Below are 25,132 nucleotides of genomic sequence, written 5' to 3' on the forward strand. Positions count from 1 at the left end.
GTCCTTCGTCACGCGGAGCCGCCGGGGCGGCGAGGTGGATTACGACGGGTACGGCCGCGGCGTGCGGCGGCCCGTAGGGCGGCCCGGGCCAGCTCCGGCCGGTCGGCGGCACCGTCGAGGCTGGCGGCGAGCGCTCGGACGGTGGGGTGGCGGAACAGGTCGAGCATGCGGATGGACCGGCCGGTCGCGGCGGTCAGCCGGGCGTGCACGGCGGCGAGCGCCAGCGAGTGCCCGCCGATGTCGAAGAAGTTGTCGGTCACCCCGACCCGGTCGCGCTCCAGCACCTCCCGCCAGATCCCGGCGATCAGCTCCTCGGTCTCGGTGAGCCCGTCCGGGCCGACAGGCATCAGCGCGGGTGGGGGGCCGACCGGGTCACCGCCGGCGACAGTCATCGCGCCGAGCTGCGGCACCCGCACGGTGGGTCGGGGCAGCGCGGTGGCGACCTCGCGGGCCGGCGTGTCCGCCGCCGCGGCCAGCGCGCCCACCAGCTCGGCCAGGTCGGCGAGCAGGTCGTCGACGCGCCCGGCGTCGAACAGGTCCGGGTTGTAGACCACCTCGACGCCCGTACGACCGCCGTGCTGCACCACGTAGACGGTGATGTCGAACGGCGAGCCCGGCTTGGGCACCGACACCGGCTCGGCGGCCAACCCGGTCAACGTCAGCGCGGGTGGCGCGAAGTTGAGCACGTTGAACAGCACCTGCACCAGCGGTGCGCGGGCGGTGTCCCGGCCGACGCCGAGCGCCTCGACGATGCGTTCCAGTGGGGCCCCCGGGTGGGCGGTGACCTCGTGCAACTCCCCGGCACAGCTGTCGACCAGCTCGGCGAAGCTCACCCCGCCGGTGCGGACCCGCACCGGCACCGTGTCGATGAAGAAGCCGATGACGTCGTCGAAGGCGGCCAACCGCCGGTCGGCGACGATCGCCCCGAGCACGTGGTCGTCGCCGCCGGTGAGCCGCGCGATCAGCTCACCGAAGGCCGCCAGCAGCACCGCGGCGACCGTGGTGCCGCGACGCTCGGCCAGCTCGCGGACCGCGCGGTCGGTGTCGGCGGGCAGCCGGACCGCCGCCTCCGCCCCGGCGTACGTCTGCACCGCCGGCCGCGGCCGGTCCCGGGGCAGGTCCAGCACGGTCGGCACGCCGTCCAGGTGCCCCGTCCACCAGGCCAGGTCGGGTCCGCCCCGCAGCCGGTCGCGCTCGGCACGCCACACCGCGTAGTCGGCGTACCGGGCCGGCAGCGCCGGCAGTGTGGGCGCCGTGCCGGCCACCGCCTGGGCGTACCCGGCGGCGAGGTCGTCGTAGCAGATCCGCTCCGACCAGCCGTCGAAGACGGCGTGGTGCCAGGTGACGGCCAGCACGTGCTCGGCCGGGCCGAGCCGGTAGACGGTCACCTGCCAGGGTGGCCCGGTGGCCAGGTCGAACGGATGCGCGGCACCGGCCGCGAGCATCTGGGCCAGCTCCGCCTTCGGCTCGGCGCTGCCGGTCAGGTCGACCACCGGCACCGCCACGTCGGTCGGCTCGGCGCAGACCGCGTAGGGCACCCCGGCGGTCTGCGGGATGCGCCAGCGCAGCACGTCGTGCCGCTCGGCGACGGTCCGCAGTGCCGCACCGAGGGCCGCGATGTCCAGCGGGCCGAGCAGCCGGTGCGCCACCGCGATGTTGTACGGCGCGCTGGACGGCGCGAGCTGGTCGACGAACCAGAGCCGACGTTGCGGTGGGGAGAGAGTGGGCGGGTTGCCGGTGCTCAGCCGGTCGTCGCCGACGGGTGCGGCGGCCACCCGCTCGGCGAGCCGGCCGAAGGTGCGCTCGGTGAACACCTCACGGGTGTCGAGCTGCCGGCCCAGCTCGGCGCGCAGCGCGGCGACCAGGCGCATCGCCGCGATGGAGTTGCCACCGGCGGCGAGGAAGTCGGTCGCCGGCCCGGGTGCCGTGCCGAGCAGCCGGGTCCAGATGCCGGCCACGGCCGCCGCGACGGGATCACCGGGCACCTCCGGAGCGACGGTGTCGGCGGACAAGGCGGTGCGGGCCGCGGCCAGCGCGCGCAGCGCGAGACGGTCCAGCTTGCCGCTGATCGGGCTGATCGGCAGGGCCGCGCTGCGCAGCACCCGGGCCGGCAGCATCGCCGTGGTCAACCGACTGCCGGCGTACGCGCGCAGCCGCGCGTCGTCGGGGGCATCCGCCGGAGTGAGGAACGCGACCAGCTCGGTGCCGGCCGGACCGGGCACCGCCTCGACGGCCACCCCGGTCACCCCGGGCAGGTCGGCGAGCACCGCCTCGACCTCGCCCAGCTCGATGCGCTGCCCACGGATCTTCACCTGCCGGTCGGCCCGGCCCAGGTAGACGATCCGCCCGTCCGGGTCCTGCCGCACCAGGTCGCCGGTGCGGTACAACCGCTCGCCGGGCAGCCCGGAGAACGGGTCCGGAACGAACCGCGCGGCGGTCAGCGCCGGCCGGCCCAGGTAGCCGTCGGCCAGCCCGGGCCCGCCGATCAGCAGCTCGCCGGTCTCGCCCGGCGGCACCGGGTCCAGCACCGCGTCCACCACGTACGCCCGGTGGTTGGGCATCGGCCGGCCGATCGGTACCGGGTCGACCTCGGTGGCGCTCAACGGGCCGCTGACCGCCAGCACTGTCGTCTCGGTCGGGCCGTAGCCGTTGAGGAAGCGGCGGCCGGGCGCCCAGCGGGCGGCCAGCTCGGCGGGCACCGCCTCGCCGCCGCAGAGCACCGTCCTCCAGCCGGGCAGGTCGGCCGGGTCCAACATGGCCAGCACGGTGGGCGTGATGAAACCCCAGTTGACCTCGTGCTCGACGATGAACCGGGTCAGCCGGACCGGGTCGGCGCGATCCGCCGTGCCGAGGAGCTGCACCGTCCCGCCGAGCAGCAGCGGCACGAACAGGTCGATGGTGGCCGCGTCGAACCCGAGCGACGCCAGGCCGAGGCTGCGTACGCCGGCGTCGGCACCGCTCGACGCGGCCACGCCCGTCACGAACTCCACCACGTTGCGGTGGCTGGTGAGCACACCCTTGGGCCGACCCGTGGAGCCCGAGGTGAACAGCACGTACGCCGGGTCGCCGGGCCGGGCCGGGCAGGGCGCGAGTGGGGCCGGGCCGGGCAACCCGACCGCCTCGACGCCGGGGGCGTCACCGAACTCGGTCTCGGCGGCGTCGCCGACCACCAGGGAAATGCCCGCGTCGGCGGCGATCTCGCGAAGCCGCCGACGCGGGCCGCCCGGCTCCAGCGGCACGTAGCAACCGCCCGCCAGCAACACCCCCAGCACGGTCGCCACCAACTCCGGCCGGCGGCTGCCGCACACACCCACCCGGCTCTGCCGGCCGACGCCGCGGGCCCGCAGCGCGGCAGCCACCCCGGCGGCCTGGGACAGCAGCTCGGCATAGCTGAGCCGGCTGTCCCACTGGCGCACCGCCGTCGCGTCCGGCGTACGGGCGGCCTGCGCGACCACCAGCTCGGCGATCGTCGCGTCCGGCCAGGGCAGGGCCTCGCCCCGTACGGCGTTGCTGGACAGTAGGTCGGTCACCCGTTCCCCCCGGGATAGCTGTTCGGATCGGTCATCTACCGGCGCAACTCACTGACGTAGCAGTGGCAGCACGTGACTCATCGGACCGGTTCCGGCTCGTCGGCGTCCACGAGGTGCAGTCGCAGTTCACTGAAGTAGCGCCGACCGGCCCCGTCGGGCACCCAGGCGTCCTGTTCGGTGGGCAGCATCTCGCTGACCACCACCGTCGTGTCGTCGCCGCCGTCACGCCGGGCCGCCCGGACCATCACGCAGAACATGTCAGCGAAGACGGGACTGCTCAGGTCGACGAAGCAGGGCTTGGTCTCGGTGCCGAGCTTGACGTACACCTGCTCGGGCAGGCCCAACCGGCGTCGCCAGTCCCGTACGGCCAGGAAGCGGGCCCGCTCACCCTTCGCCGCGCCGAAGTCGCACGCGCCGACGGTGGTCCGCCAGGTCTGCCGGGCCACCACGAGCCGGTCCAGCGTGATCCTCGGGGTGTACGGGGCGGCCGCGACCAGCTTGAACCCGTCCACGGCGTGCAGGCTGAGCAGCCCGGCGCAGACCTCGGTCAGGAGCCAGCGCTGCCCGTCGGGGGCCACGACCGTCAGTCGGCCGTCCTCGTCCCGCACGGTCAGCGCCACCGTGGGCAGCACCCGGTCCGGGTCGGCGTTGGGCGCGGACGCGAAGGCCACCTGCCGGTCGGTGGGGCCGATCAGCGCCTCGGCGACCCGGCTGGTGCGGCGCGGCCAGTCGGTGGGATAGAGCAGCCGGATCCGGTTCGGGCCGAGGTCGGCCGCCAGCGCGTCGCGCAGCCGCTCCACGTCCGGATGTGCGGCCGTGAACACCGCACAGTCGAACGACGGCCAGGCGGCGTGCAGCTCGCCGAGCACCACGGTGTAGTCGCCGCGGGCCAGCGCGTCGGCGTCGGCCGCGCAGATCTGCAGGTCGGGGCTGTGCAGCCGGGAGTTCGACCAGTTTGGTCGGAGAACGGGGAAGACCTCGTCGACCCGGGCGGCCAGGTCCGCCACGTCCAGCCGCACGTCGGTGCTGCCCGGCGGCAGGTCGGCCAGCCCGAACAGCCCCGCCCAGCGGGCCGCGAAGTCGCCCGCCACCGCGTCGACCGGGCGCGGCCCGCTGCCCCAGAACATGCCCTGGACCAGGAACCACAGGTCGGACAGGGCCACCGGGGCGTCGCCGGCCTCGGCGCGCAGCTCGTCGTACAGCTCCCGGAACACCACCGCGTACGCCTCCTCCAAGGCGCCGGCCAACCAGCGGGCGGCCCGCAGCAGCACGGCGAGCGGGGCGGCGATCCCGTCCAGCAGCGGTGCGCCGAAGACCACGTCCAGGTCACGGCTGGTGTCCTCGTAGCAGAGCGTCCGACCGGCGTACATCTGCCCGGCCCGGCGCTGCGCCGGCTGCCCGGTCAGGTCGGTGAACGTCTCGTCGAGCGCGTTCAGCGCGGCGTGCAGCCGGTCCGGATCGCCGGCCGCGGCGGCGACCGCGTCCCGGGCGGCGCACAGCCGATCGAAGCCGGCCTGGGCGACGGCCCGCGCGGGGGCGTCGCCGACCTGCGTGATCCGCTGCCGCAGCACCTCCTCGGCGGCCGGGCTCACCGGCAGCGCGGCGTCCCAGGTGGCCAGATCCCGCTGCACCAGCCGGTCGAGCAGCGCGTACCCGTCCTCCGGCCGACGCAGACCGACGGCCGGGTCGGTGACCAGCTCGTGGGCGGGGCGGTGGCCGTCGGCGGCACCGAGCAGTGCCGCCTCGACCGGCGACAGGGGCACCGGGGGTCGACCCGGCCGGCGCACCTCCCGGCCGGCGAGGCTCAGGTGCGGGGCGAGCTGGGGTGCCCACCAGCGGCGGACGGCCAGGTCCTCGGCGATCCGCTGCGCGTACACGGTCAGCGCCCAGGACTCGAACCACACCCGGCGGTCACGGGTCAGCGCCGCGCCCGGCCGGACCTCGGCGGTGACCGGCAGCTCCGGGTCGAGGGTGACCCAGCAGCTCGGGCCGAAGAAGCCGACGGTCTCGTTCTTGCCGCAGTAGCGCTGCCAGTACCTGATGACGGCCCGTTCGCGCTCACGCCTACGGGTGTTGCGGGGAGCGTCGGGGCCACCATGGACCAGCCCGTCCAGGGTGGGCAGCATCCCCCGGTTCTGCCAGGTGACCGCCTCGCGTAGCAGCGGGTCGGCGGCCAGCTCGGTGATCCGCCGGGTGGCGGTGGACAGCGCCGCGGCGAACTCCTTGTCGAAGGCGTCGGCGCCGGTGCCGGTGGTCAGCAGCTCGTCGGCCGCCGCGGCGGCGTGCGGCGCGGACAGCAGGGTCAGCCCGTCGGCCGGAAAGCCGGTGCTGCGCAGGATGGCGTCGCGCCACACCGACCAGCCGGTGTCGCCCAGCGGGACCCGGTGCGCGGCGGCAGCCGCCCTCGGCGCGGCGGCCGGCGGTTCGGCGGTGAGCGCCGCGGTCAGGTCGGCGCGGATCGCGTCGGCCAGCTCGGGCAGCGCATCGTGCAGGAAGAAGTGCCCACCGTCCAGCTCGTGCAGGATGAAGCCGGCGGCGGTGTGCTCCCGCCAGGCCGCGCTCTGCTCCCGGGTCACCGCCGGGTCGCGCCGGCCGGTGAACGCGATGATCGGCACCGGCAGCGGCTCCTCGGGCCGGTACCGGTAGGTGTCCACCCGCTCGAAGTCGGCGCGCAGCAGCGGCAGCAGCAGGTCGACCAGCTCGGGGTGCTCCAGCACGCCGGCGGGCAGGCCGCCGCCGGTCCGCAGCCGGCGCAGCAGTTCGTCGTCGTCCACCTGGGACAGCCCGTCGAAGATGCTGGGCGCGGTGACGTGCGGTGCGCGGGCGCCGCCGACGTAGAGCCGCAGCGGCAGTGGACGCCCGGCGCGGCGCAGCTCGCGGACCACCTCGAAGCCGAGCCGGCCGCCCATCGAGTGGCCGTAGATGGCGTAGGGCCCGGTGGTCCGCCCGGCGATGGCGCTCGCCACGTCGACCACCCGGAACCGGGGGTCCTCGCTGATCCGGTTTTCCCGGCCGGGGAGCTGCACCGGCAGCACCTCGACGTCCGGACCGAATCGGCCCGGAAAGTTGCGGAACACGCCGGCTCCGGCGCCGGCATAGGGCAGGCAGAACAATTGCACCGGTGCCGGATCGCGGCTGCCGGCGGAGAGGAACCAGTTCACCGAACACCTTTCTGAGGAGGTTCGATCCAGTACGGCTGCCGCTGAAAGGGGTAGGTGGGCAGCGAGGTTCGTCGGACGCCGTCGGCCGGGTGCAGGGCCGTCCAGTCCAGGGACCGGCCGGTCACCCAACCGGCGGCCAGGTCGCGCAGCGGGCCGGCCGGACCGACCACTCGGGTGTCCGTGGCCAGTAACGCGTCGAGCGCGGCGACCGCGTCGGCCGGGGTGGTGGCGACCACCGCGGCCCGGCAGCCGAACTCCCGTCGGCCCAGCGCCAGCGTCGCGGCGACCTCGGCCAGCGTGGGCGCGGTGCCCGCCAGGTGCCGCCGCAGCCGGGTCAGGGCCGCCCGCAGAGCCGCGGGGGTACGCGCCGACACCGGCAGCAGGTGCGCGCTGGCCGACCCGGTGTCGACCGGCTCGACCGCGGGTGGTTGTTCCACCACGACGTGCGCGTTGGTGCCGCCCAGCCCGAACGAGCTGACCCCGGCCACCCGGCGCGGCACGTCGGGCCAGTCCCGCGCCTTCGTCGGTACGTAGAACGGACCGGCGGCCAGATCGATCTCCGGGTGCGGACGGGTGAAGTGCAGGTTCGGCGGGATGACCCCGTGCTGTACGGCCAGCACCGCCTTGATCAGCCCGGCGATGCCGGCCGCGGCGTCGAGGTGACCGATGGTGGTCTTCACCGAGCCGAGCGCGCAGGTCTCGGCGGGGGCGGCGCCCTCGTACACCTCGTGCAGCGCGGCCACCTCGATGGCGTCCCCGAGCGGCGTACCGCTGCCGTGTGCCTCGATGAAACGGACCTCGCCCGGGGCGACCTCGGCGGCGGCGAGCGCGCCGGCCACCGCGGCGGCCTGCCCGGCCGGCCCGGGGACGGCGTAGCCGGCCCGGTCGGCACCGTCGTTGGTGACCGCCCAGCCGGGCAGGATCGCGAGGACGCGGTCCCCGTCGGCCTGCGCGTCGGCGAGCCGACGCAGCGCCACCACCCCGACGCCGGAGCCGAAGCCGGCGCCCTGGGCGGCCTCGTCGAAGGCCCGGCAGCGACCGTCCGGTGAGGCCAGACCACCGGGGGTGTGCCGGTGCCGGGGCCAGGTGACGCTCACGCCACCGGCCAGAGCGATGTCGCACTGGTAGTCGGCCAGGCTCTGCGCGGCCAGGCAGACCGCGACCAGCGAGCTGGAGCAGGCGCTCTGCACGGCCACCGCCGGCCCCGTCAACCCCAGCCGGTACGCCACCTGGCCGGGCAGGTGGTCGGTGAGCTGCCGGCCGATCAGGCGGGCCTCCCAGTCGTCCGGATCGACGTCACCGACCACGGCCGGGTTGTCCATCAGGTGAAAGAGGAAGTAACGGTTGACGGAGGTGGCGCCGTACACGCCGACGAGGCCGGGGAACCGGGTCGGGTCGTGGCCGGCGTCCTCCAGTGCCTCCCACGCGGTCTCCAGGAACAGCCGGTGCTGCGGGTCGGTACGGGCGGCCTCTTGGTCGCCGAAGGAGAAGAACTCCGCGTCGAAGTCGGCGATGCCGTCGAGCCGCCCGGTGGCCTTCACGTGCCGGGGGTCGGCGCGCAGCCCGGGGCCGACGCCCAGCGCCGCCAACTCCTCGTCGCTGTGGTCGTGGATGGCGTCCACGCCGGCGCACAGGTTCCACCAGAAGGTGGCCACGTCCGCCGCTCCCGGGAACCGGCCGGCGAGACCGACCACGGCGATCTCCTCGCCGGTGTACTCGCGGACGCCGACCGACGAGGAGTACGCACCGCCGGTGGACGGCGACGCGGTGGACGCCGAGGCGGTCGCGGCGGGCGGGGCCGGCAGGTCGGCGGACGGCGGCGGGTCGACCAGTCGAGCCTGGGCGGCGACCGTCGGATGGTCGAAGAGCCGCAGCAGCGGCAGCCGGACCCCGAACCGTTCGGTCAGCCGCTGCTGCACCTGGCCGAGCAGCAGGGACTGCCCGCCGACGTCGAAGAAGCTGTCGGTGCGGCCGACAGCGTCCCGGCCGAGCACGGTGCACCAGATGTCGTGCACGATCCGCTCGGTCGGGTTGGCCGGTCGTTCCTCGGCCAGCACGGCCCGGGCCGGCGCCGGCAGCGCCAGTTCGTCGATCTTTCCGCTGACGGTCAGCGGAAACTCGGCGACCGGCACGACGGCGCGGGGCAATGCGTACTCGGGTAGTTGCCGGGCCAGGGCGGCCCGCAGCGCGGCCGGGTCCACCGGTGTCCCGGTCGACCGGACGTATGCCAGCAGCTCGCCGTCGCGGGCGATGGCACGCACCTCGGCGACGCTCGGCTCGGCGGCGAGCACCGACTCGATCTCGGTCAGCTCGACCCGGAACCCGCGCACCTTGACCTGCCGGTCGAGGCGGCCGAGGCAGCGCAGCTCGCCGGTGGGCAGCAGCTCACCGAGGTCGCCGGTGCGGTACGCCGGCACCCCGTCGGCGTCCAGCCCGAACCGGTCGCTGACCTGGTCGAGGTAACCGGGGGCGAGGTGCCGGCCGCGCACCACGATCTCGCCGTCCGGTGTCAGCCGCAGCGCGTACCCGGGCAGGGCGGTGCCGATCGGCAGCGGCCCGGTGGCCGTACGGTCGACGTCGGCCAGCGGCAACGCGGACCGGGCCGCGAAGGTCACCTCGGTGGCACCGTAGCCGTTGACGAGCACGCAACCCGGGGCGAAGTGACCCTGGGCGCGGGCGGCGTCGGCGTAGCTGGCCTGTTCGCCACCGAGCAGCACCACCCGGACCCGGTCGAGCCGGTCGACGCCGGGAGTGTCCAGCAGGTACCGGAAGACCGTCGGGGTGGAGTGGTAGACGGTGACGCCGTGCCGGGCCAGTTGCTCGACGGCGTACGCCAGCCCGTGGCGGCGCAGGTCGACCGGGACGACGGCGGCGCCGGTGAGCAACGCCGGGTAGAGGTCGGGGATGGCCGCGTCGAAGCTGAACGAGGCGAGCAGGCTGAGCCGGTCGTCCGGACGCAGGTCGAGGGTGGCGATCTGGTTGTCCACCACGTGCAGCAGGTTGCGGTGGGTCTGCCCGACCGCCTTGGGCCGGCCGGTGGAGCCGGAGGTGAACAGCACGTACGCGAGGGCGTCCGGGTCCACCGACACCGGCCGCAGCGGCGCCGGCCGCACGTCGACGGCGGGGACGACCCGCGTGCCGGGCCGGTCGGTGGCGAGCCGGCGGGCCAGCTCGGTGTGCTCGCCCCCGCTGAGCAGCACGGTGACCTTGGCGCCGTCGACGAGCTGGCGCAGTCGCTGCTCCGGGAAGCCCGGGTCGAGCGGCACGTAGGCGGCGCCTGCGGCGAGGGTGCCCAGCATCGCGGCGATGGTGCCGGCGCCGTGTGTGGTCAACAGTCCGACCCGGTCGCCGGGTTGAACGCCGGCCCCGGCCAGCAGCTCGGCGTGGCCGCCGGCCAGGCCGGCCAGGCCGGCGTAGTCGAGCGGGCCGGTGTCACCGAGCACGGCGGGATGGTTGGGCCGGGCGGTAGTGGCATCGCCGAAGCGGTGGATCAGCGTCGAATTTTCCATCTCAGGACGCGCACATCGCTCCACGCAGGACGGACACGCCGCGGTCGGCTACATTGATCATGGTCCCCCCCCAGGACTTCACAATGGAACGAGCATAGGACTCAATGCCTGGCGCGGAAGATCATTGACTAGAGTCGACCCGAAGGGCTAGCGGGTGATCAGACGAGGGATGACGAAAATCGTCCGATCATCCCCCTGGTGCAGCGGCGGATCTTCGCCTAAAACGATCACCAGGGGATATTTTTGCGGTCGCCCGTTCATTGCGTAGAGGAACTTCCCGACCAGAGACATCGGGTCGCTCGCGACGTGGTAGCGGCCCGGCGGGTTGCGGATGCGATCAGCCAGCAGGGGGCAGATCGGGCTGATGCGTTTCACTGCGACCTCGCCGTACCGGGTTCGATGCGTGGGTTGACCACCGATGGTGCAATTGACGCGGACGGATCCGTACCCGGGGAGGAACCTGATGGCTGACCACAGCGGGCTCCCGATCGCCGCGCTCCTGCTCGGGGGCCCGGAGGACGGACCGGGCGAGCTGGAACTCGGTGCCCGGCAGTTGGCCCTGGAACTGGCGCCGTACGGGGAACGGTTGCCCGCACCGACCGAGGTCGCGCCGGACGGCACCCGTGCCGGCGAGATCGAGATGATCGGCGCCGTCGCGCTGGCCATCGAACCCGCTCTCCCGTCGATCATCGCGGTGCTGGAACTCCTCCTCGCCTGGGCCGGCCAGCGCCAGGGACGCGGCGTGCGGATCGTCGAGCCGGACGGCAGCGAACTCGACCTCACCGGAGTCTCCGCCGCCGACCAGCGCCGCATCGCCCAGATCTGGCTCGACCGGAAACTTCCCCGGTGACGCGCAGACGCGCCCTGTTGATCGCCTGTGACGAGTACGACGATCCCAAGCTGTCCCACCTCCGGTCTCCGGCACACGACGTCCAGGTGCTGGCCCGGCTGCTCGGTGACCCGACAGTCGGCGCCTACGACGTACGGCTGCTGGTCAACCCGACCGAGCACGAGGCCCGGCTGGAGATCGCCCGACTGCTGCGGTCGGCCGGCCGGTCGGACCACCTGCTGCTCTTCTTCGCCTGCCACGGTCGACGCGACATCGACGGGCTGCTCTACCTCGCTCTCGCCGACACGGACGTCGACGACCTGCCGGCCACCGCGCTTCCCACGGAACTGATCAACCGACTGCTCAACCGCTCGGCCTGCCAGCGGATGGTCCTGCTGCTGGACTGCTGCTTCAGCGGAGCGGTGTCGCGGGTGTTGACCCACCAGGGCGACGCGGGCGTCCTCGGCGGGGACCTGTTCCCGGGCGAGGGCACCGGCCGCGCCGTCCTGACCGCCACCACCGCCCACGAGTACGCCTGGGAGCCGGCCGGCGAGCCGCTGCCGCTGACCGACAACCCTCGGCACTCCGTCTTCGCCGGTGCGGTGATCGAGGGGCTGCGCACCGGTGACGCCGACCTGGACGGTGACGGCCTGGTATCCGCCGACGAGCTGTACCGGTACGTCAGGGACTCGGTCGCGGTGGCCGGCGGGCAGACGCCCCGCCGCTGGATGTACGGCGAGGGCGACCTCTACGTCGCCCGGAGCTCCCGGGGCCCGGCCCTGGCCACGGCGGCCGGCCGGACCGCGCCCCTGCCGCCGGCCGGGGTGGAGGTTCGGGACGGGCGCGGTGCCGACCGGTCGGACGGTCCGGTCCCGCCCCGCCAGCAGCCCGTCCCCTGGGCGGCGGAGCGCCTGCACTGGGAGGCGGGGTTGCCCGAACCGGTGGAGCGGATGCTGAGGGGTTCGGCCGACCACACGGGTTGGCTGGCTCTGCGGGCGGGCGGCTGGGACGAGGCGACCACCCGGTTCGGGGCGGCGGTGCGCGCCGACGGGACGGCCGGTGCCTGGTGGGGACTCGGGATCAGCCACGCGATCGGCGGACGCTGGCGGGCCGCAGGCCACGCGTTCGCGGCGGCCGCCGGAGGGCTGCGGGAGGCCCCGCCCGACCACCCGGCGCCGACGGCCGCGCTGACCGCCGGGGCGCTGCTGCTCGCGGTCGTCACGCTGCGGGCGGGCGGCGACCAGCGCGCGGCCCAGGTGCTGACCGACTCCGTCGACGCGTTGCCGCTGTGCCCGCCGCTGCTGGTGCTCTCCGCGGCGTGGGCCGGTGACGGTGCGGCGCTGACCCGCGCTTTCCTGCTCGACCCGGAGATGGCGGTGGAGTGCGAGGCCGCGGGCATGGAGATCGGACCGGCCGTCCAGGAGGCCATCACCCGCGGCGAGGCGCAGGTCCGCCGGCTCGACGTCGCCCGCACCCGGCTGCGCGCCACCGACCCGGCCTGGTCCGGCGGTCCGGCCGGCGACGGCGGGCCCGAGGGAGTACGGCGGTCGCCGCTGGCGCGGCTGCAAGAGGTCCGGCGGACCGTGGAGGTACGCCGAGACGAGCTGATCTCCCTGCTGCACGCCCGCCAGCTCGGCGTACGGGACGCGTTGCGCGCACCGGTGCCGGACGGGGGCGGAGCGGTGGTGGCGGACATCCGCAACGCCATTCACACCGGTCACGAGGCGCTGCGGGCGACGGACCGGCCCGCACCGCTGACTGCGGTCGGTATTCCACCGATCCGTCCGATGCGTTCAATTTAAGCTAATTGATTTCCCCCGTGCGGAGGGTTCTACCGCACGCGGTTGCCTCCGTACTATCTGTAGACCCGCCGCAATGGGTGGTTCTCGGCATCGCATCGGAGGAGACATGGTCGATAGCGGTGTCCTCCGGCGCTGCCGAAGTCCGCTCGGGCGGCGGCGCCGGTGACCCTCGAATCCCACGACCACCGCCGGCTGGTCGATGCGATGCTCGCGCTCACCGGTGCCGAGGTACGCACCCACCGCGACCGGTACATACGGCAACTCGGCCACCTGATCGACGGCGAGCCGGTCTTCCGCCGCTCCGACGTGCCCTTCACCGACCTCTGGGGACTCGTCGCCGCCTGCGAGGAGGTGCCGGGGGCGCTCCGGCTGTTGCCCGAGGCGGTGGCGACGGTGGACGGTGAGAGCCCGGAGCTGGCCCGCTTCCGCGCACTCGTCGCCATCCACCTGCCGCCGGAGATCCTCAGCGCCGACGAACGCGACCGGATCGTCGAGCTGGCCGACGGCCTCGATCCGCCGGTGCTGCTGGACCTGTGCCGCAGCGCGGTGGCGCGGCTCGGTCCGCGGGTGCGCCCACCGGTCACCGACCTCGCGGCCGTACTCCGGGAGCTGGAGGACGCGATCTCCGACCCCGACGTACGCCCGCCGCTGGTCGCCTTCCTGGACGACCTGGCGGGCCGGGTCGCCCTACCGGCCCGCCGGATCGCCGGCCGCCTCGCCGACGCGGTCGCCCGGCGGATGGGGGTCCCGCCGGGTCCGGCGGCGTCCCCGCCGCCGGCCGGGTCGGCGGGCGCTCCCAGACCCTCGGACGGCGACCAGTACCGCTCCTACTTCGTGGTGCTGCTGGACGCGGACGGCATCGACGCCTCCCGGTACCTGTTCGAGGCCTGGTTGGTGACCCCGGGCGATCCCGGCCGGCTGCCGTGGCACTGGGAACGCGTCCCGGACGGGCCGGGGGATCGGTTCCGACTGGAGCAGATCCAGCTCAAGATCGATGAGGCGCTCACCGAACTGGCCAATCGCAGTACCGCCGAGATCGGTCAACTGACTGTCGAGTTCATCGTGCCCCGACCCCTGCTCGACTACGAGTTCGACAGGTGGCAGGTGGCGGCTCCGGGGCTCTACACGGCCCTCGGCGTGCACTACCCGGTGGTCGTCCGCGACCTCACCCGGATGCGCAACTCCCTGATGCGTCCCCGCTGGCGGACGCGGCACCGGCGGCTGCGCGAGCAGGGTTCCGCCGTGCAGGCCCGGGCGGTCGCCTTCGAGCGGCTCACCGACCCGTACGTCGCGCAGCACCTGCACGCCCGACTGCTCGGCAACGACGACTACCCGGTCTGTCTCGTGCTGTTCGTCAGCGGCGCCGAACGGCACATCCAGGCGGCGATCAGCGCCGCGGTCACCGCCGGACTGCCGGTCGTCCTCTGGTGTCGCAACCGCGCGGCGGCCTCACGGTTCGATTCGTACATCCCCGAGGTGCTCATGGCGCGCAGCGTCGCAAACCTGCGCGAGCTGGTCTGGGAGCTGCGTCGCGACGCGGGCAGCGAGGGCGGCTCCCCCGAACACCTCGGTCTCCACCTCACCCTGCTGTGGGACGAGATCGACCGGGTGCCACCGGCCGACGCCCTCAGCGCGCCGTTCTAGGAAGGGACGACAGCGTGTTGGAATCACCACCGCAGCCGGAGGACTCCGCCACGGGCGACGGCGAGGACTGGCGGATCTACCTCGGCACCGGACGGCCGCACAACGGCATCGAGCGGCTCCCCGAGCCGCCCCGGTGGCGGCGGTTCGGCGGCGGGCCAGTGATCACCTCCGCGCTGCCGGAGGACCGGCAGGGCGCCGAGCGGGCCCGCGGCTACCAGATCACCGACGAGGCGATCGAGATGGTGAACGCCGCGCTCTACCTGCGCCGCCCGCTCCTGGTGACGGGCAAGCCGGGCACCGGAAAGTCCACCCTCGCCTACAGCGTCGCGTACGAGCTGGGCCTCGGGCCGGTGCTCTACTGGCCGGTGACCAGCCGCTCCACCGTGGACGACGGCCTCTACCGCTATGACGCGATCGGCCGGCTCCAGGAGACGAACCTCTTCCAGTCCACCGGGCGGACCGAGGAGATACCGGACATCGGCCGCTACCTGACGCTCGGCCCGCTGGGCACGGCACTCCTGCCCTGGGCACGTCCCCGGGTGGTGTTGATCGACGAGCTGGACAAGAGCGACCTGGGGCTCCCCAACGACCTGCTCAACGTCTTCGAGGAGGGCCGGTTCGAGATCCCGGAACTGGCCCGGCTGCCGGAGGACCAGAGCCTGGCGGAGGTGATGACCAGCGACGGCACCCTGCGGGCACCGGTACGGCGCGGCCAGGTCCGCTGCGCCGCCTTCCCGGTCGTCGTCATCACCAGCAACGCCGAGCGGGAGTTCCCACCCGCCTTCCTGCGCCGCTGCCTGCGACTGGACATCCAGCCCCCGGACGAGCAGGCCCTGGCCCAGATCATCACCTCGATGCTCGGCGAGGAGGCGGTGGCGGCCAGCGCCGACCTGATCACGCACTTCCTCGACCTGCGCGACCGGGGTGCGGTGGCCACGGACCAGCTGCTGAACGCGATCTTCCTGGTCACCTCCGGGGTGCGACCGCCCGAGTCGACCCGCGCCCGGCTGCGGGCGAACCTGATCCGGGACCTCGAAGCGGCCGGCACCCTATGATCGATCGGCTGGTCACCGCCCTCGGCGGCGCTCCCTCGGCCCTGACAGCCGAGGAGTGCGCCGAGGCGATCTGGCTGGCCCGCTTCCTGCCCCGCCAGCCGGGACCGCCCCGGGCCGGGCCGGCCGCGACGGCGAGCGACGCGCCACCGGGGGCGCCACCCGAGCCACCGGCGTCGCCGCCGTCCACCTCCCCGGCCCGGCAGCCCGCCCGGCCGGAGGCGCCCGCGGTGACCGAGGCGGAGCCGTCCGCCAGGCTCTACCTGCCGCCGCCCGCCAACGGGCCCCGCGACCCGTCCTCGCTGCCGGTACGCACTCCCGGGGTGCCCGCCCTGCCGCACGCCCGGGAGATCGCCCGGGCGCTGGCCCCGCTGCGCCGGTCCGTACCCGCCCGGCACGCCGTGCGGCTCGACGAGGCGGAGACGGCCCGCCGGTCGGCTGAGGCCCGGATGCTCCAACCGTGCCTCACCCCGGTCACCGAGCCGTGGCTGGATCTCGTACTGCTTGTCGACGGCAGCCCGTCGATGGTGGTCTGGGAGGCGACGGCGACCGAGTTCCGGACCCTCGTCGACCGGATGCGGGTGCACACGTTCCGGCGCATCCAGGTGTGGTATCTGCGGCCGGACGCCAAGGGCCAACGGCCGATCCTGACCTCCGACGGCGGCAGCACCGCGCGGGACCCGCGCGAGCTGGTCGACCCGGAGGGCCGGCAGTTGACGATGGTGTTGAGCGACTGCACCGGCGCCATCTGGGACGCTCCCGAGCTGCGACGGTGGCTTGCGATCTGGGGCCGCTCCGGTCCGGTCGCCGTGGTCCAGCCGCTGCCGCAGCGGCTGTGGCACCGCTGCCGCCCGACGCTGCACCCCGTGCTGGTCCGGCCGACCCGGCCTGCGGCACCGGCGGCGCAGCTGCACCCCCGCCTGCGTGACGAGGTGCCGGACCACCTTCCGCGCGGTGCGGTCGCGATACCGGTGCTGGAACTGGCACCGCGATGGTTCGCCGCCGGGGCCGCCCTGGTCAGTGGCCGCACCCTCGGCCCGGTCGCGGCGGTCGCGCTGCTGACCACCGACCCTCGTCCGCTGCTCGTCGACCCGCTGCGGGAGCCACCGTCGCCGGAGCCGTTGGACCTGACGCCGGCCCAGCGGGTCGCCCGGTTCCGGGCGATGGCCTCGGACGAGGCCCGTCAACTCGCCGAGTTCCTTGCCGCCGCACCGCTGACACTGCCGGTGATGCGCCTGGTGCAGCGCCTCATGCTGCCACGCTCACAGCCGCAGGACCTCGCCGAGGTCTACCTGAGCGGGCTGCTGCGCCACGCGGCGAGCTGGGCCGAGGACACGCCTGTCGAACAGGCCCGCTACGAGTTCCTTCCCGGCGTACGGCAGGAACTACTCTCCGGACTGCGGGTCGGTGAGGCGCTGCGGATCCTCGACGTCGTCTCCCGCTACGTCAACGAGCACATGGGCGCGGCTCTGGACTTTCCGGCGCTGCTCGCCGGACAGGTCTCGGACCGGCTGGCGACCCGACTGGGCCGCCCGTTCGCCGAGGTGGCCTACACGGTGCTGCGCAGCCTGGGAGGCCGGTACTCGGAACTCGCGCGGCGGCTGGCTCCGGCCGCGCTCGGCCCGCCAGCCACGCCGACGCAGCGGACCGGCCGGCGGCTACCGATCGCGGCGATACCCGAAGAGGGGGACGACATGACCGCACAGACCGCTCCAGGAGATCGGGGCCGTTCCAGCGTCGGGGAGCAGCCGGCGGTGTTCGGGAACGTGCCGCCCCGCAACCCCGACTTCACCGGGCGCGAAGAGCTGCTCAACGTGCTGCGCCAGCGGTTGACCGACAACGTCACAGCGGTGCTGCCGCACACCGTGCACGGCCTCGGCGGAGTCGGCAAGAGCCAGCTCGCCGTGGAGTACGTCTACAAGTACGCCAGCGACTACGACCTGATCTGGTGGGTTCCGGCCGAACAACCGACCCGGATCCGGGAGTCGCTCGTCGCTCTGGCCCGCAAGCTCGATCTGGTCAGCGACGACGTCGACGTGTCGCAGGCCCTGGAGACCGTGTACGACGCGTTGCGCACCGGACGGCCGTACGGCCGGTGGCTGCTTGTCTTCGACAACGCGACCCGGGCCGAGGACCTGATGCCGTTTCTCAGCAACCCCGGCGGGCATGTACTCATCACCTCCCGCAACCACAACTGGGCCGGGGTGGCGGACAGCATCGAGGTGGATGTCTTCACCCGGGAGGAGAGCATCGAGCTGATCCGGCGGCGGCTGCCGGAGCTGGACGACGAGGACACCGACCGGCTGGCGGAGCAGCTGGGGGACCTGCCGCTGGCCCTGGAGCAGGCGGCGGCCTGGATGCTGGCGACCGGCACCCCGATCGACGAGTACCTCGGCCAGTTGGAAAAGCGGGTCGGCCTGTTGTTGCGGGAGAGTTCACCCGCGTCGTACTCGACGCCAGTGGTGATCACCTGGGGGCTGGCATTCGACCAGCTGGCCGAACAGACCCCCGCCGCGTTGCAGTTGCTGGAGCTGTGCGCCTTCTTCGGTTCGGAGCCCATCTCGATCAGACTGCTGCCGATGGGGCGCTACGCCGGGCTGCCCAGCCTGCTCGACGCCACCGTCCGGGACGACATCCAGTTGCGCCGGGCGGTGCGGGACATCGGCAAGTACGGCCTGGCGAAGGTGGACGCCACCCGCAACAGCATCCAGATCCACCGCCTGGTGCAGGCGATCCTGCGGGACCGGCTCACCCCGGCCGACCGGGAGACCTACCGCACCGCCGTGCAGAAGCTCCTCGCCGCCGCGAACCCCGGTGATCCGACGGAGGACCAGGAGATCTGGCCCCGGCACGCGGAACTCAACCCGCACGTGCTGGCCTCCGGGGCGATCGACGGCGAGTCCGACGACATCCGCAAGGTGGTGCTCGACCAGATCCGCTACCTCTACGTCAGCGGCGACTACGAGAGCAGCCGCGAGCTCGGCTCGATCGCGTACCGCCGGTGGCTGGAGAAGCTGGGGGCGGCCAACGAGCAGACCATCATCACCGCCCGGTTCCTCGCCAACGCGCTGCGCTCCACCGGCAATCCGCAGGAGGCGAGGCGGTTGAACGAACGGACGTACGAGATCGCCCGCGACACGCTCGGGCCCGACCACGAACACACGTTGGCGCTGGCCAACAGCTTCGGGGCGGACCTGAGGCTGTTCGGCGAGTGGCAGCGGGCCCGCGAACTGGACGAGGGGCTGCTTGAGGCGCACCGCAGGGTGTTCGGTGAGGACGCCCCGGACACCCTGCGCTGTGCGAACAACCTCGCCGTCGATTACCGGTTGCTCGGCGACTTCGAGCGGGCGCGGCGCACGGACGAGGACAACTGGGCGCGCTACCGGCGGGTGCTGGGCGACACGAACCCGTACACCCTGTTCACGGCCACTCTGCTCTCCCGGGATCTGGACGGGCTGGGCCGCTACCACGAGGCGCTGCGGTTGCAGCGGCAGTGGCTGCCGCTGCACCGGGGGAGCCTGCGGCCGGACCATTCGAACGTGCTGCGGGCGACCCGGCTGCACGCGGTCACGCTCCGCAAGACCGGTCTCTACAGCGAGGCGCTGACGGTGGCTCGTGAGGTGTACTCATTGTGCCTGCGCCGGTTCCGGGAGAACCACGCCGACACGATCTCGGCGGCGATGACGCTGTTCAACATCCTGCCCCGCACCGAGCAGGAGCGGGTGGCGCGGGCCCGGGCCCTGGCCGAGGCCCGGGTGCTGGGCGAGGAGACGCTGACCGGCTACCAGCGGGTCCTGGGCGACGAACACCCCTTCACGTACGTCTGCATGACGAACCTGGCGATCGTGTTCCGCCTACTCGGGGACTACACCGAAGGGCGCCGGCTCGACGAGCGGGCGGTCGCCGGATTCCGTGCCGGGCTCGGGAGGGAGCACCCGTACACCCTCTGCGCGATGATCAACCTCGCCAACGATCTCGCTGCCAGCCGGGACCATGCCGGAGCGGCTTCGCTACTGCGGGAGACCCTGGCGGCGGCCCGGCAGGTGAACGGCCAGGATCACCCGGAGACGTTGATCTGCGCCGCGAACCTCTCGATCGAGCTGTCGGCGCTCGGCGACCGGCCGGCCGCCCGGGAGCTGCGCGACGTGGCCATCGCCGGGTACGAGCGGACCGTCGGCCTGGACCACCCGGACGCGGCCGAACTGCTGGCCAGTCATCGGGTGTCGATCCCGATCGACCCGCCTCCGACGTGAGCGCTGGCGGGTCCGGGAGGACGGTGGCTAGGGCCTGTGTCAAAGCCCTCGGTCGAGCCGAGGCGGAGTCCAGGCGGCGGTCCGGCAAGGCGGAGATTGGTCCGGATACCGGTGTTGTATCCGGACCAATCTCCAACGCGGCCGGTCGTCGTCTGGGCCCGCCGCAGGCCGGCCAGGGGCTTTGACACAGGCCCTAGGCCCGGGCGGCGAGCGGGGCGCCCGCCGCCGGGCTGACCGCCTCGGGCGCCTCGGCCACGAGGGGGCGCAGCCAGCGGGTCAGCCGGAGCGGGTCCGGTGCGTCGGCGCCGCGACGCCGGATCTCGCGGTGCAGCGCGGCGACGAGTTCCGGCATCTGGTGCAGCGCGGCGGTCTCCCCGTCCGCGTCGTCGCCGCTCAGCTCGGTGAGGATCGCCAGACCGACCCAGGACCGTGGCTCGTCCGGTTGGTCGAGGATCTGGCGGAGGTACGCGGCGCGGGCGGTCGCGTGGTCGCCGAGGATCTGCGCGATGTCGCCGGCGGACGCCTGTGGTACCTGTGTGGTCACCTGGGCCGGGTCGGTGCAGAGCTGGTCGAAGCCCTCCGGATCTGCCATCTGGAGTCCGGCCAGGTCGAATCGGACGTTGTGGGTCGAGGTCCAGCCGACGTCGTGGGTCAGCACGGCGGAGATCGGCCCGGGTGAGGCCGCCGCCCCGGCCAGCCAGTCGTCCGCCAGCCGGCGCACCCGGTGCGGATCGGGCATCCGGTTGCGCAGGCGCCAGCCGAGCCGGTGTTCGGCGGTGACCTGCCGGGCCAGCGAGGCCGCAGCCGGGGAGACGGGTTCCGCGAGCCAGCGGCGCTGCCGTTCGGTCAGCGTGGCGAGGAACCGCCGGCCCTCCTCGGTCAGGTTCGGGACCCCGTGCAGCAGCTCGGTGGTCTGCCAGACCATGGAGCGCCAGCGGGCGAATTCGAAGTCGGCGAACCGGGCGGCGGCGTCGCGCTGGACGTGCCGTTGCACCCGCCAGAAGTCGGTGACCCCGAAGAAGGCGTAGACACCGTGCAACAGCCCGCCGAGCGGCCGGGGATCGTCGCGCCACGGCGCGTAGTGCCGGGGTTCCGGATCGACGTGGTGCAGCGGGATCAGGTCGAGCAGCGCCCCGAGTTTGGCGTGCTGCCACTCGTGGACCAGCGCCGCCGCCAGGGCGAGTGGATCGGTGGGTGGGGTCAGGGACACGGCGCCGAACGACTCCATGGCGGTCGCGTTGACGCCGTAACTCTCCTCGGGGGCGACAAGCGGGACGATCGTGGTGAGTCCCGCGGCGATCCCCTCGGCGTAGCCGGGGTGCGACCGCACGAGCACCGGCCACGCCTCGTCGAGGGCCGCCTGCCACCCGGCCAGCTCGGGGTCGGAGAGCCGGCCCGCCGCCCGAAGTTGGTGGATGTCGCGGCACGGGTCGAGGTCGTCGACGATCAGCCGCAGCGTGCGGCCGGCGGCCTGGGCCGCGATCGTGCGCAGGCCGGACCAGCCGGGCGCGTCCGCCGACGGGTCGGTGGGTACCAGGACCGGGCCGATCCGCAGCCGGCCGGCCTCGGCGGTGACGGTGACGCTGCCGGTCCCCGACTCGGCGCGTCCGTACGTCGGCAGCATGACCTGGCCGTCGGTGCTGGACAGCTCGATCGTGAAGTCCAGCCCGGCCCGGGCCGCCGCGGCCGCGGCGATCTCGCCCAGCCGGCCGACGTCGCGGGAGGCCGCGACGGTGGCGCCGGAGCGGCGACTGCGGGGCGGCACCGTGGCGGGGCCGGCCCGCAGGCGCCGGAGTGTGACCGTCAGCCAGGAGCCGACGTGCGGAGCGAGCAGTACCTCGTCGACGGCCTCCGGCCGGTGGGCCTGGGCGCGGACGAGCAGCTCCAGCGAGGCCCCGGTGGCCGGGGACGGGTCGGCGTCCAGCAGTGCCCGCAGCAGGAACAGCCGCCGGCTGAGCTGGCCGCGGCGGAGCCGGGCGATCGTCTCGGCGTCGCCGTGGCCCGCGGCGAGCTGGCTGAAGGACTGGGCGGGAAGTCGGATCACGTCGGTCACGCGCGTTGCCTCATCACTCGGGCGACATCGGCCTGTACGCGGCCGGCGATGTGGTCGATCAGATATCGCAGGTCGGCGCAGTAGACCGAGGGATTGCGGAATCCTGAGCCCTTACGGTATCGGTGCGGATAGTACCCTCCACCACAGACCGGATGAACCGAACAATCAAGACACGCCGGAGCGAGTGCCTTCGCGCCGATCTGTCGGGCGATGACGGCGGGGTGCCGCAGGGCGGCGTCCAACGGGTGATCGGCCAGGGTGAGGCCGGTGGCCGGGGCGCCCTCGTAGGCGGAGCGCAGCGTGTCGACCTGTTCGAGCGACCCGTCGACGTCGATGACGATCACCCCGACGGGGCTCAGTCCGATCTGCTCCGACCTGCTGTGGCCGCCCAGGACGCTCACGGCGATCTCTTCGAAGAGGCGGAGGCGGGTCTCCCGCCGGGGCGCGTCGTACCACCGGTCGAAGACGGCGACGAGCCACTCTCCGTACCGGGTGCTGGCGTCGGGCGGACGACCCGGCGGTGGCTCGCTCCAGTTGCCGTGCGGCAGCAGGAAGTCCAGGGCCGGGGGCTGGTACGCCAGCAGCGTCTCGTAGGTCTCGACCGGATCGTTGCGCAGGTCGATGACGCTGAGTATGCCGGCGAACAGGTCGGGCTGCTCGCGCAACAGCCGCAGCGCGCGGTCGACGGCGGGGAAGCTGCTCCGGCCGCCGAGGTGCCGGCGGTGCCGGTCGTTGGCCACCCGGCCACCGTCCACGCTGACCCCGACCCGCAGGCCGGCAGCGCCCAGCAGGCGCAGGCGTTGCTCGGTCAGGCGGGTGCCGTTGGTCTGCACGGTGAACTGTGCCGCCGTCCCGGGCGACAGCGCCGCCCGCAGCGTGCTGACCACCCGCTGCAACGTGGCGGGCGGGGCGAGCAGCGGCTCGCCGCCGTGCAGGATGACCCGGATCGTCGACAGGCGGTGGTCGCGGGCGTGTTCGGCGATGCGCTGGGCCGCCAGGTCGACGACCTCGTCGGGCATGAAGGCCGTCCGGCCCCGCCAGGAACGGTCGGCCAGCTCGTACATGTAGCAGTAGTCGCAGGCGAGGTCGCACCGACTGTCCAGCTTGACGACGAAGTCGTGGAACGGGGTGGGCCGCCAACCGGCCGGTGCGATGTCGAGCGGTGACTCACCGAGCGGCCATTCGGACGGCGCAGGAAGTGACGGTGGCGCGCTGGTGACCACGACGGGGTTCAGATCGCGGAGGTGAAACCAGCGACGGGGTCCTGCGGTCGGTCCAGCTCGTCGAGAATCCGCTCCAGGCAGTGCACGAACGCGCCCTGCCTCGCCTCCCGGAGTTCGGCGAGGCTGATCTTGCTCACATCCAATTGGTGAGACAGATAATCATCGGCCGTGGTTTCCATTGATTCCTCTATGGGACAATCGCACGCTAGTGATCCTGACCGGCTCCGAACGCGGCAGCTGGAGGCGGAGCAAACTTCCTAAACTAACCCAAGATACCAGTGGATGCCGGACAACCGGGTCAGTCTACGGCCGACGCCCCGCCCCGGACAGTCCATAGCCGGCGCCCGCCCCGTGGGCTGTCCGATTTCTGGCAGTGGTCGCGGAAATCGCGGCGCCGCGCCCGCTCGGGCTGCGGATCTTCGAAGCCTGCGGCTCGCACATCGGCGACCTCGGCGAGGAACACGGCCACCCCGTCCTCCGGGTACGCGACAAGGGCGGCAAAGTCGTCCTCGTCCCACTACCGCCAGCGGTGGCCAGGGCTGTCGACCGGGCGGTCGGCGGTCGCTTCGACGGGCCCAATCCTGCGCAACACCCTCGGCACCAGGATGGACCGGCACGCCGCGACCCGCCGGCTCAAGCACCTGGCCGCCCACGCCGGGATCCGGATGCGCAGGTTTCCGGTCCTGGACAAAGCGGTTGTGGTCCGGCCGGGGCAGGCCGTCTGCAAGGCGTAGTGCTCGACTAACGACATGGTGGATAGCCGCGATGACTTGTCAGCACGACTGGTGCGGGTGGCGTCGAAGCTGGCGGTCGCCGCGTCGTCGCCCGGGGAGCCGGTCATGTTCGGTGCTGACTCCCACCGCTTCCGGATCGGGCCAGTCTTAACGGAAGATGAGGTCGTCGCCTTCGAGACTCGTCATGGAGTCGGGCTGCCGCCCGACTATCGCGGCTTCATCACCACGGTCGGACACGGAGGACCCGGTCCGTTCGGTGGGGCAGGTCCCTTCTACGGCCTCCTTGCCATCGAGGACTGGGAATGGACGCTGCAGGGCGACCCCGACGCCACCATGCTGGCCAGACCTTTTGCGACCGAGCCCGGCCGAGTGTACGAAAATTGGCTCGCGGAGGCGGCGCCAGACGAAGACGACGAACCGTTCCGCGGAACGCTGGTGCTCAGCCATCAGGGCTGTGGCGACCTGTCGCTTCTCATCCTCACCGGCCCTGCTCGCGGACGGGTCGTTGACACCTCCCCAGGCAAGCACGGGCCGCACTTCACTGCGGATCCGGACTTCCTGTCGTGGTACGAGAGATGGCTGGACGCCGTACTGGTCGGCGACCGGCACTTCCGCTGAGCGGCTGGTCATCCCAGCCATCGGCGCACACCATCTGCTTGGCGAGCTTTCGTCCGCCAAACCCAAATCGCTGCTCACTCTTCTGCCGCCGACCGTGCACGCTGGTGGCGCCATCGTAACTTCGTGTACGCGATCGAGAGCGGCCGCCGTTCTCGTCAGAGAAGTAGCTCGTAGCGGCTGACAAGCGTTCGGGTGCCGCCGCCGGAGCGCTGACCGGGAGCGCCGCCGACTTCGACGTCACCGCGGTGGTGAAAGCCGGCGGCCTCGTAGTAGGCCCGCAAGCCGGGATTGGTGGCCACGCAGTCGAGCCGTAGCACGGCGGCGTCGTGGGCGCGTGCCCGATCCGCGGCCCAGGTCAGGATGGCGCTGCCGGTACCGGCGGCCCACCTTTCCACCGCCATCCGGTGCAGGTAGCCGGCTCGACCCAAGCAGTCGCTCCATACGGGATCGGACCAGTCGAGCGTCACCGTGCCCGCGATGCGACCGTTGGCACGTACCAGCCAGGTTCCCCCGCGCTCAACGGCCGGTGTTATCCATTCGGCGACAAACCGATCCGGCCACTGCTAGATGCCGGCGGCGGTGAGCCAGGCCGCGGCGTGGTCGAGCACCGCCAGTTCGTTCGTGCCACGTCCGCGGCCGTGGCACGAACGAACTGCAGATCCCCGTGGATTCGACTCGTCATGCCGGCAGTTCTCAGCCCATTCCGGTTCGCTTGTCCCGACCC

Annotated in this window: 15 protein-coding genes; 7 read left to right on the forward strand and 8 right to left on the reverse strand. The window is 73.1% G+C overall.

Annotation, left to right across the window (positions count from 1 at the left end; translation table 11 throughout):
- Positions 1-8: 8 nt before the first annotated feature.
- The 4 genes from ACGFIQ_RS26670 to ACGFIQ_RS26685 form a co-directional block, all read right to left on the reverse strand.
- Positions 9-3,530: an amino acid adenylation domain-containing protein gene (locus ACGFIQ_RS26670; RefSeq protein WP_393248085.1), complete on the reverse strand. Its 3,522-nt coding sequence runs from the start codon at positions 3,528-3,530 to the stop codon at positions 9-11.
- Between the two features lie 77 nt (positions 3,531-3,607).
- Positions 3,608-6,691: a thioesterase domain-containing protein gene (locus tag ACGFIQ_RS26675; RefSeq protein ID WP_393248086.1), complete on the reverse strand. Its 3,084-nt coding sequence runs from the start codon at positions 6,689-6,691 to the stop codon at positions 3,608-3,610.
- A complete protein-coding gene (locus tag ACGFIQ_RS26680; RefSeq protein WP_393248087.1) occupies positions 6,688-10,200 on the reverse strand; it encodes an AMP-binding protein in 3,513 nt (1,170 codons plus the stop codon). Before ACGFIQ_RS26680 ends, ACGFIQ_RS26675 begins: the two co-directional genes overlap by 4 nt.
- 147 nt (positions 10,201-10,347) lie before the next feature.
- A complete protein-coding gene (locus ACGFIQ_RS26685) occupies positions 10,348-10,575 on the reverse strand; it encodes a hypothetical protein (protein WP_393248089.1) in 228 nt (75 codons plus the stop codon).
- An 88-nt stretch (positions 10,576-10,663) separates the two neighbouring features.
- Here ACGFIQ_RS26685 and ACGFIQ_RS26690 point away from each other — a divergent pair, with 88 nt between their 5' ends.
- From ACGFIQ_RS26690 to fxsT, 5 genes are all read left to right on the forward strand, one after another.
- The gene (locus ACGFIQ_RS26690; RefSeq protein ID WP_393248091.1) at positions 10,664-11,050 is read left to right on the forward strand and encodes a hypothetical protein; all 387 of its coding nucleotides are present in this window, start codon (positions 10,664-10,666) and stop codon (positions 11,048-11,050) included.
- Positions 11,047-12,831, forward strand: coding sequence for a caspase domain-containing protein (locus ACGFIQ_RS26695; protein WP_393248093.1), 1,785 nt, complete (start codon positions 11,047-11,049; stop codon positions 12,829-12,831). The genes ACGFIQ_RS26690 and ACGFIQ_RS26695 overlap by 4 nt, the downstream gene beginning before the upstream one ends.
- Positions 12,832-12,993: 162 nt before the next feature.
- Positions 12,994-14,475 (forward strand): hypothetical protein, encoded by a 1,482-nt coding sequence (locus tag ACGFIQ_RS26700; RefSeq protein ID WP_393248095.1) that lies wholly within the window; start codon positions 12,994-12,996, stop codon positions 14,473-14,475.
- Positions 14,476-14,489: 14 nt separating this feature from the next.
- Positions 14,490-15,530 carry an AAA family ATPase gene (locus tag ACGFIQ_RS26705; RefSeq protein ID WP_393248097.1) on the forward strand — a complete coding sequence of 347 codons (1,041 nt, stop codon included), beginning with the start codon at positions 14,490-14,492 and terminating at the stop codon, positions 15,528-15,530.
- The gene (gene fxsT, locus ACGFIQ_RS26710; RefSeq protein WP_393248099.1) at positions 15,527-19,780 is read left to right on the forward strand and encodes an FxSxx-COOH system tetratricopeptide repeat protein; all 4,254 of its coding nucleotides are present in this window, start codon (positions 15,527-15,529) and stop codon (positions 19,778-19,780) included. Before ACGFIQ_RS26705 ends, fxsT begins: the two co-directional genes overlap by 4 nt.
- A gap of 193 nt (positions 19,781-19,973) precedes the next feature.
- On the opposite strand, the gene ACGFIQ_RS26715 is transcribed toward fxsT, so the two are convergent.
- From ACGFIQ_RS26715 to fxsA, 3 genes are read right to left on the reverse strand one after another with little or no spacing between them, the layout of a single operon-like run.
- The gene (locus tag ACGFIQ_RS26715) at positions 19,974-21,833 is read right to left on the reverse strand and encodes an HEXXH motif domain-containing protein (protein ID WP_393248101.1); all 1,860 of its coding nucleotides are present in this window, start codon (positions 21,831-21,833) and stop codon (positions 19,974-19,976) included.
- A complete protein-coding gene (locus ACGFIQ_RS26720; protein WP_393248103.1) occupies positions 21,830-23,056 on the reverse strand; it encodes an FxsB family cyclophane-forming radical SAM/SPASM peptide maturase in 1,227 nt (408 codons plus the stop codon). Before ACGFIQ_RS26720 ends, ACGFIQ_RS26715 begins: the two co-directional genes overlap by 4 nt.
- Before the next feature lie 8 nt (positions 23,057-23,064).
- Complete coding sequence (gene fxsA, locus ACGFIQ_RS26725; protein ID WP_231639982.1) at positions 23,065-23,193, reverse strand: FxSxx-COOH cyclophane-containing RiPP peptide; 129 nt, start codon at positions 23,191-23,193, stop codon at positions 23,065-23,067.
- 468 nt (positions 23,194-23,661) lie between these two features.
- Between fxsA and ACGFIQ_RS26730 the strand changes: the two genes are divergently transcribed.
- Positions 23,662-23,790 (forward strand): hypothetical protein, encoded by a 129-nt coding sequence (locus tag ACGFIQ_RS26730; protein WP_393248106.1) that lies wholly within the window; start codon positions 23,662-23,664, stop codon positions 23,788-23,790.
- 15 nt (positions 23,791-23,805) lie between these two features.
- On the forward strand, positions 23,806-24,408 hold the full coding sequence (locus ACGFIQ_RS26735; RefSeq protein ID WP_393248108.1) for an SMI1/KNR4 family protein: 603 nt from the start codon (positions 23,806-23,808) through the stop codon (positions 24,406-24,408).
- Positions 24,409-24,563: 155 nt separating this feature from the next.
- Here ACGFIQ_RS26735 and ACGFIQ_RS26740 read toward each other — a convergent pair whose 3' ends face one another.
- The gene (locus tag ACGFIQ_RS26740; RefSeq protein ID WP_393248159.1) at positions 24,564-24,941 is read right to left on the reverse strand and encodes a GNAT family N-acetyltransferase; all 378 of its coding nucleotides are present in this window, start codon (positions 24,939-24,941) and stop codon (positions 24,564-24,566) included.
- Positions 24,942-25,132: the final 191 nt, after the last annotated feature.

Origin of the sequence: Micromonospora sp. NPDC048898, from assembly GCF_043198035.1 — a bacterium.
Classification (GTDB): domain Bacteria; phylum Actinomycetota; class Actinomycetes; order Mycobacteriales; family Micromonosporaceae; genus Micromonospora.

Coding starts and splice junctions, on each gene's coding strand:
- ACGFIQ_RS26680 (WP_393248087.1), bottom strand. CDS start 10,200: ATGGAAAATTCGACGCTGATCCACCGCTTCGGCGATGCCACTACCGCC.
- ACGFIQ_RS26690 (WP_393248091.1), top strand. CDS start 10,664: ATGGCTGACCACAGCGGGCTCCCGATCGCCGCGCTCCTGCTCGGGGGC.
- fxsT (WP_393248099.1), top strand. CDS start 15,527: ATGATCGATCGGCTGGTCACCGCCCTCGGCGGCGCTCCCTCGGCCCTG.
- ACGFIQ_RS26730 (WP_393248106.1), top strand. CDS start 23,662: ATGGACCGGCACGCCGCGACCCGCCGGCTCAAGCACCTGGCCGCCCAC.
- ACGFIQ_RS26735 (WP_393248108.1), top strand. CDS start 23,806: ATGGTGGATAGCCGCGATGACTTGTCAGCACGACTGGTGCGGGTGGCG.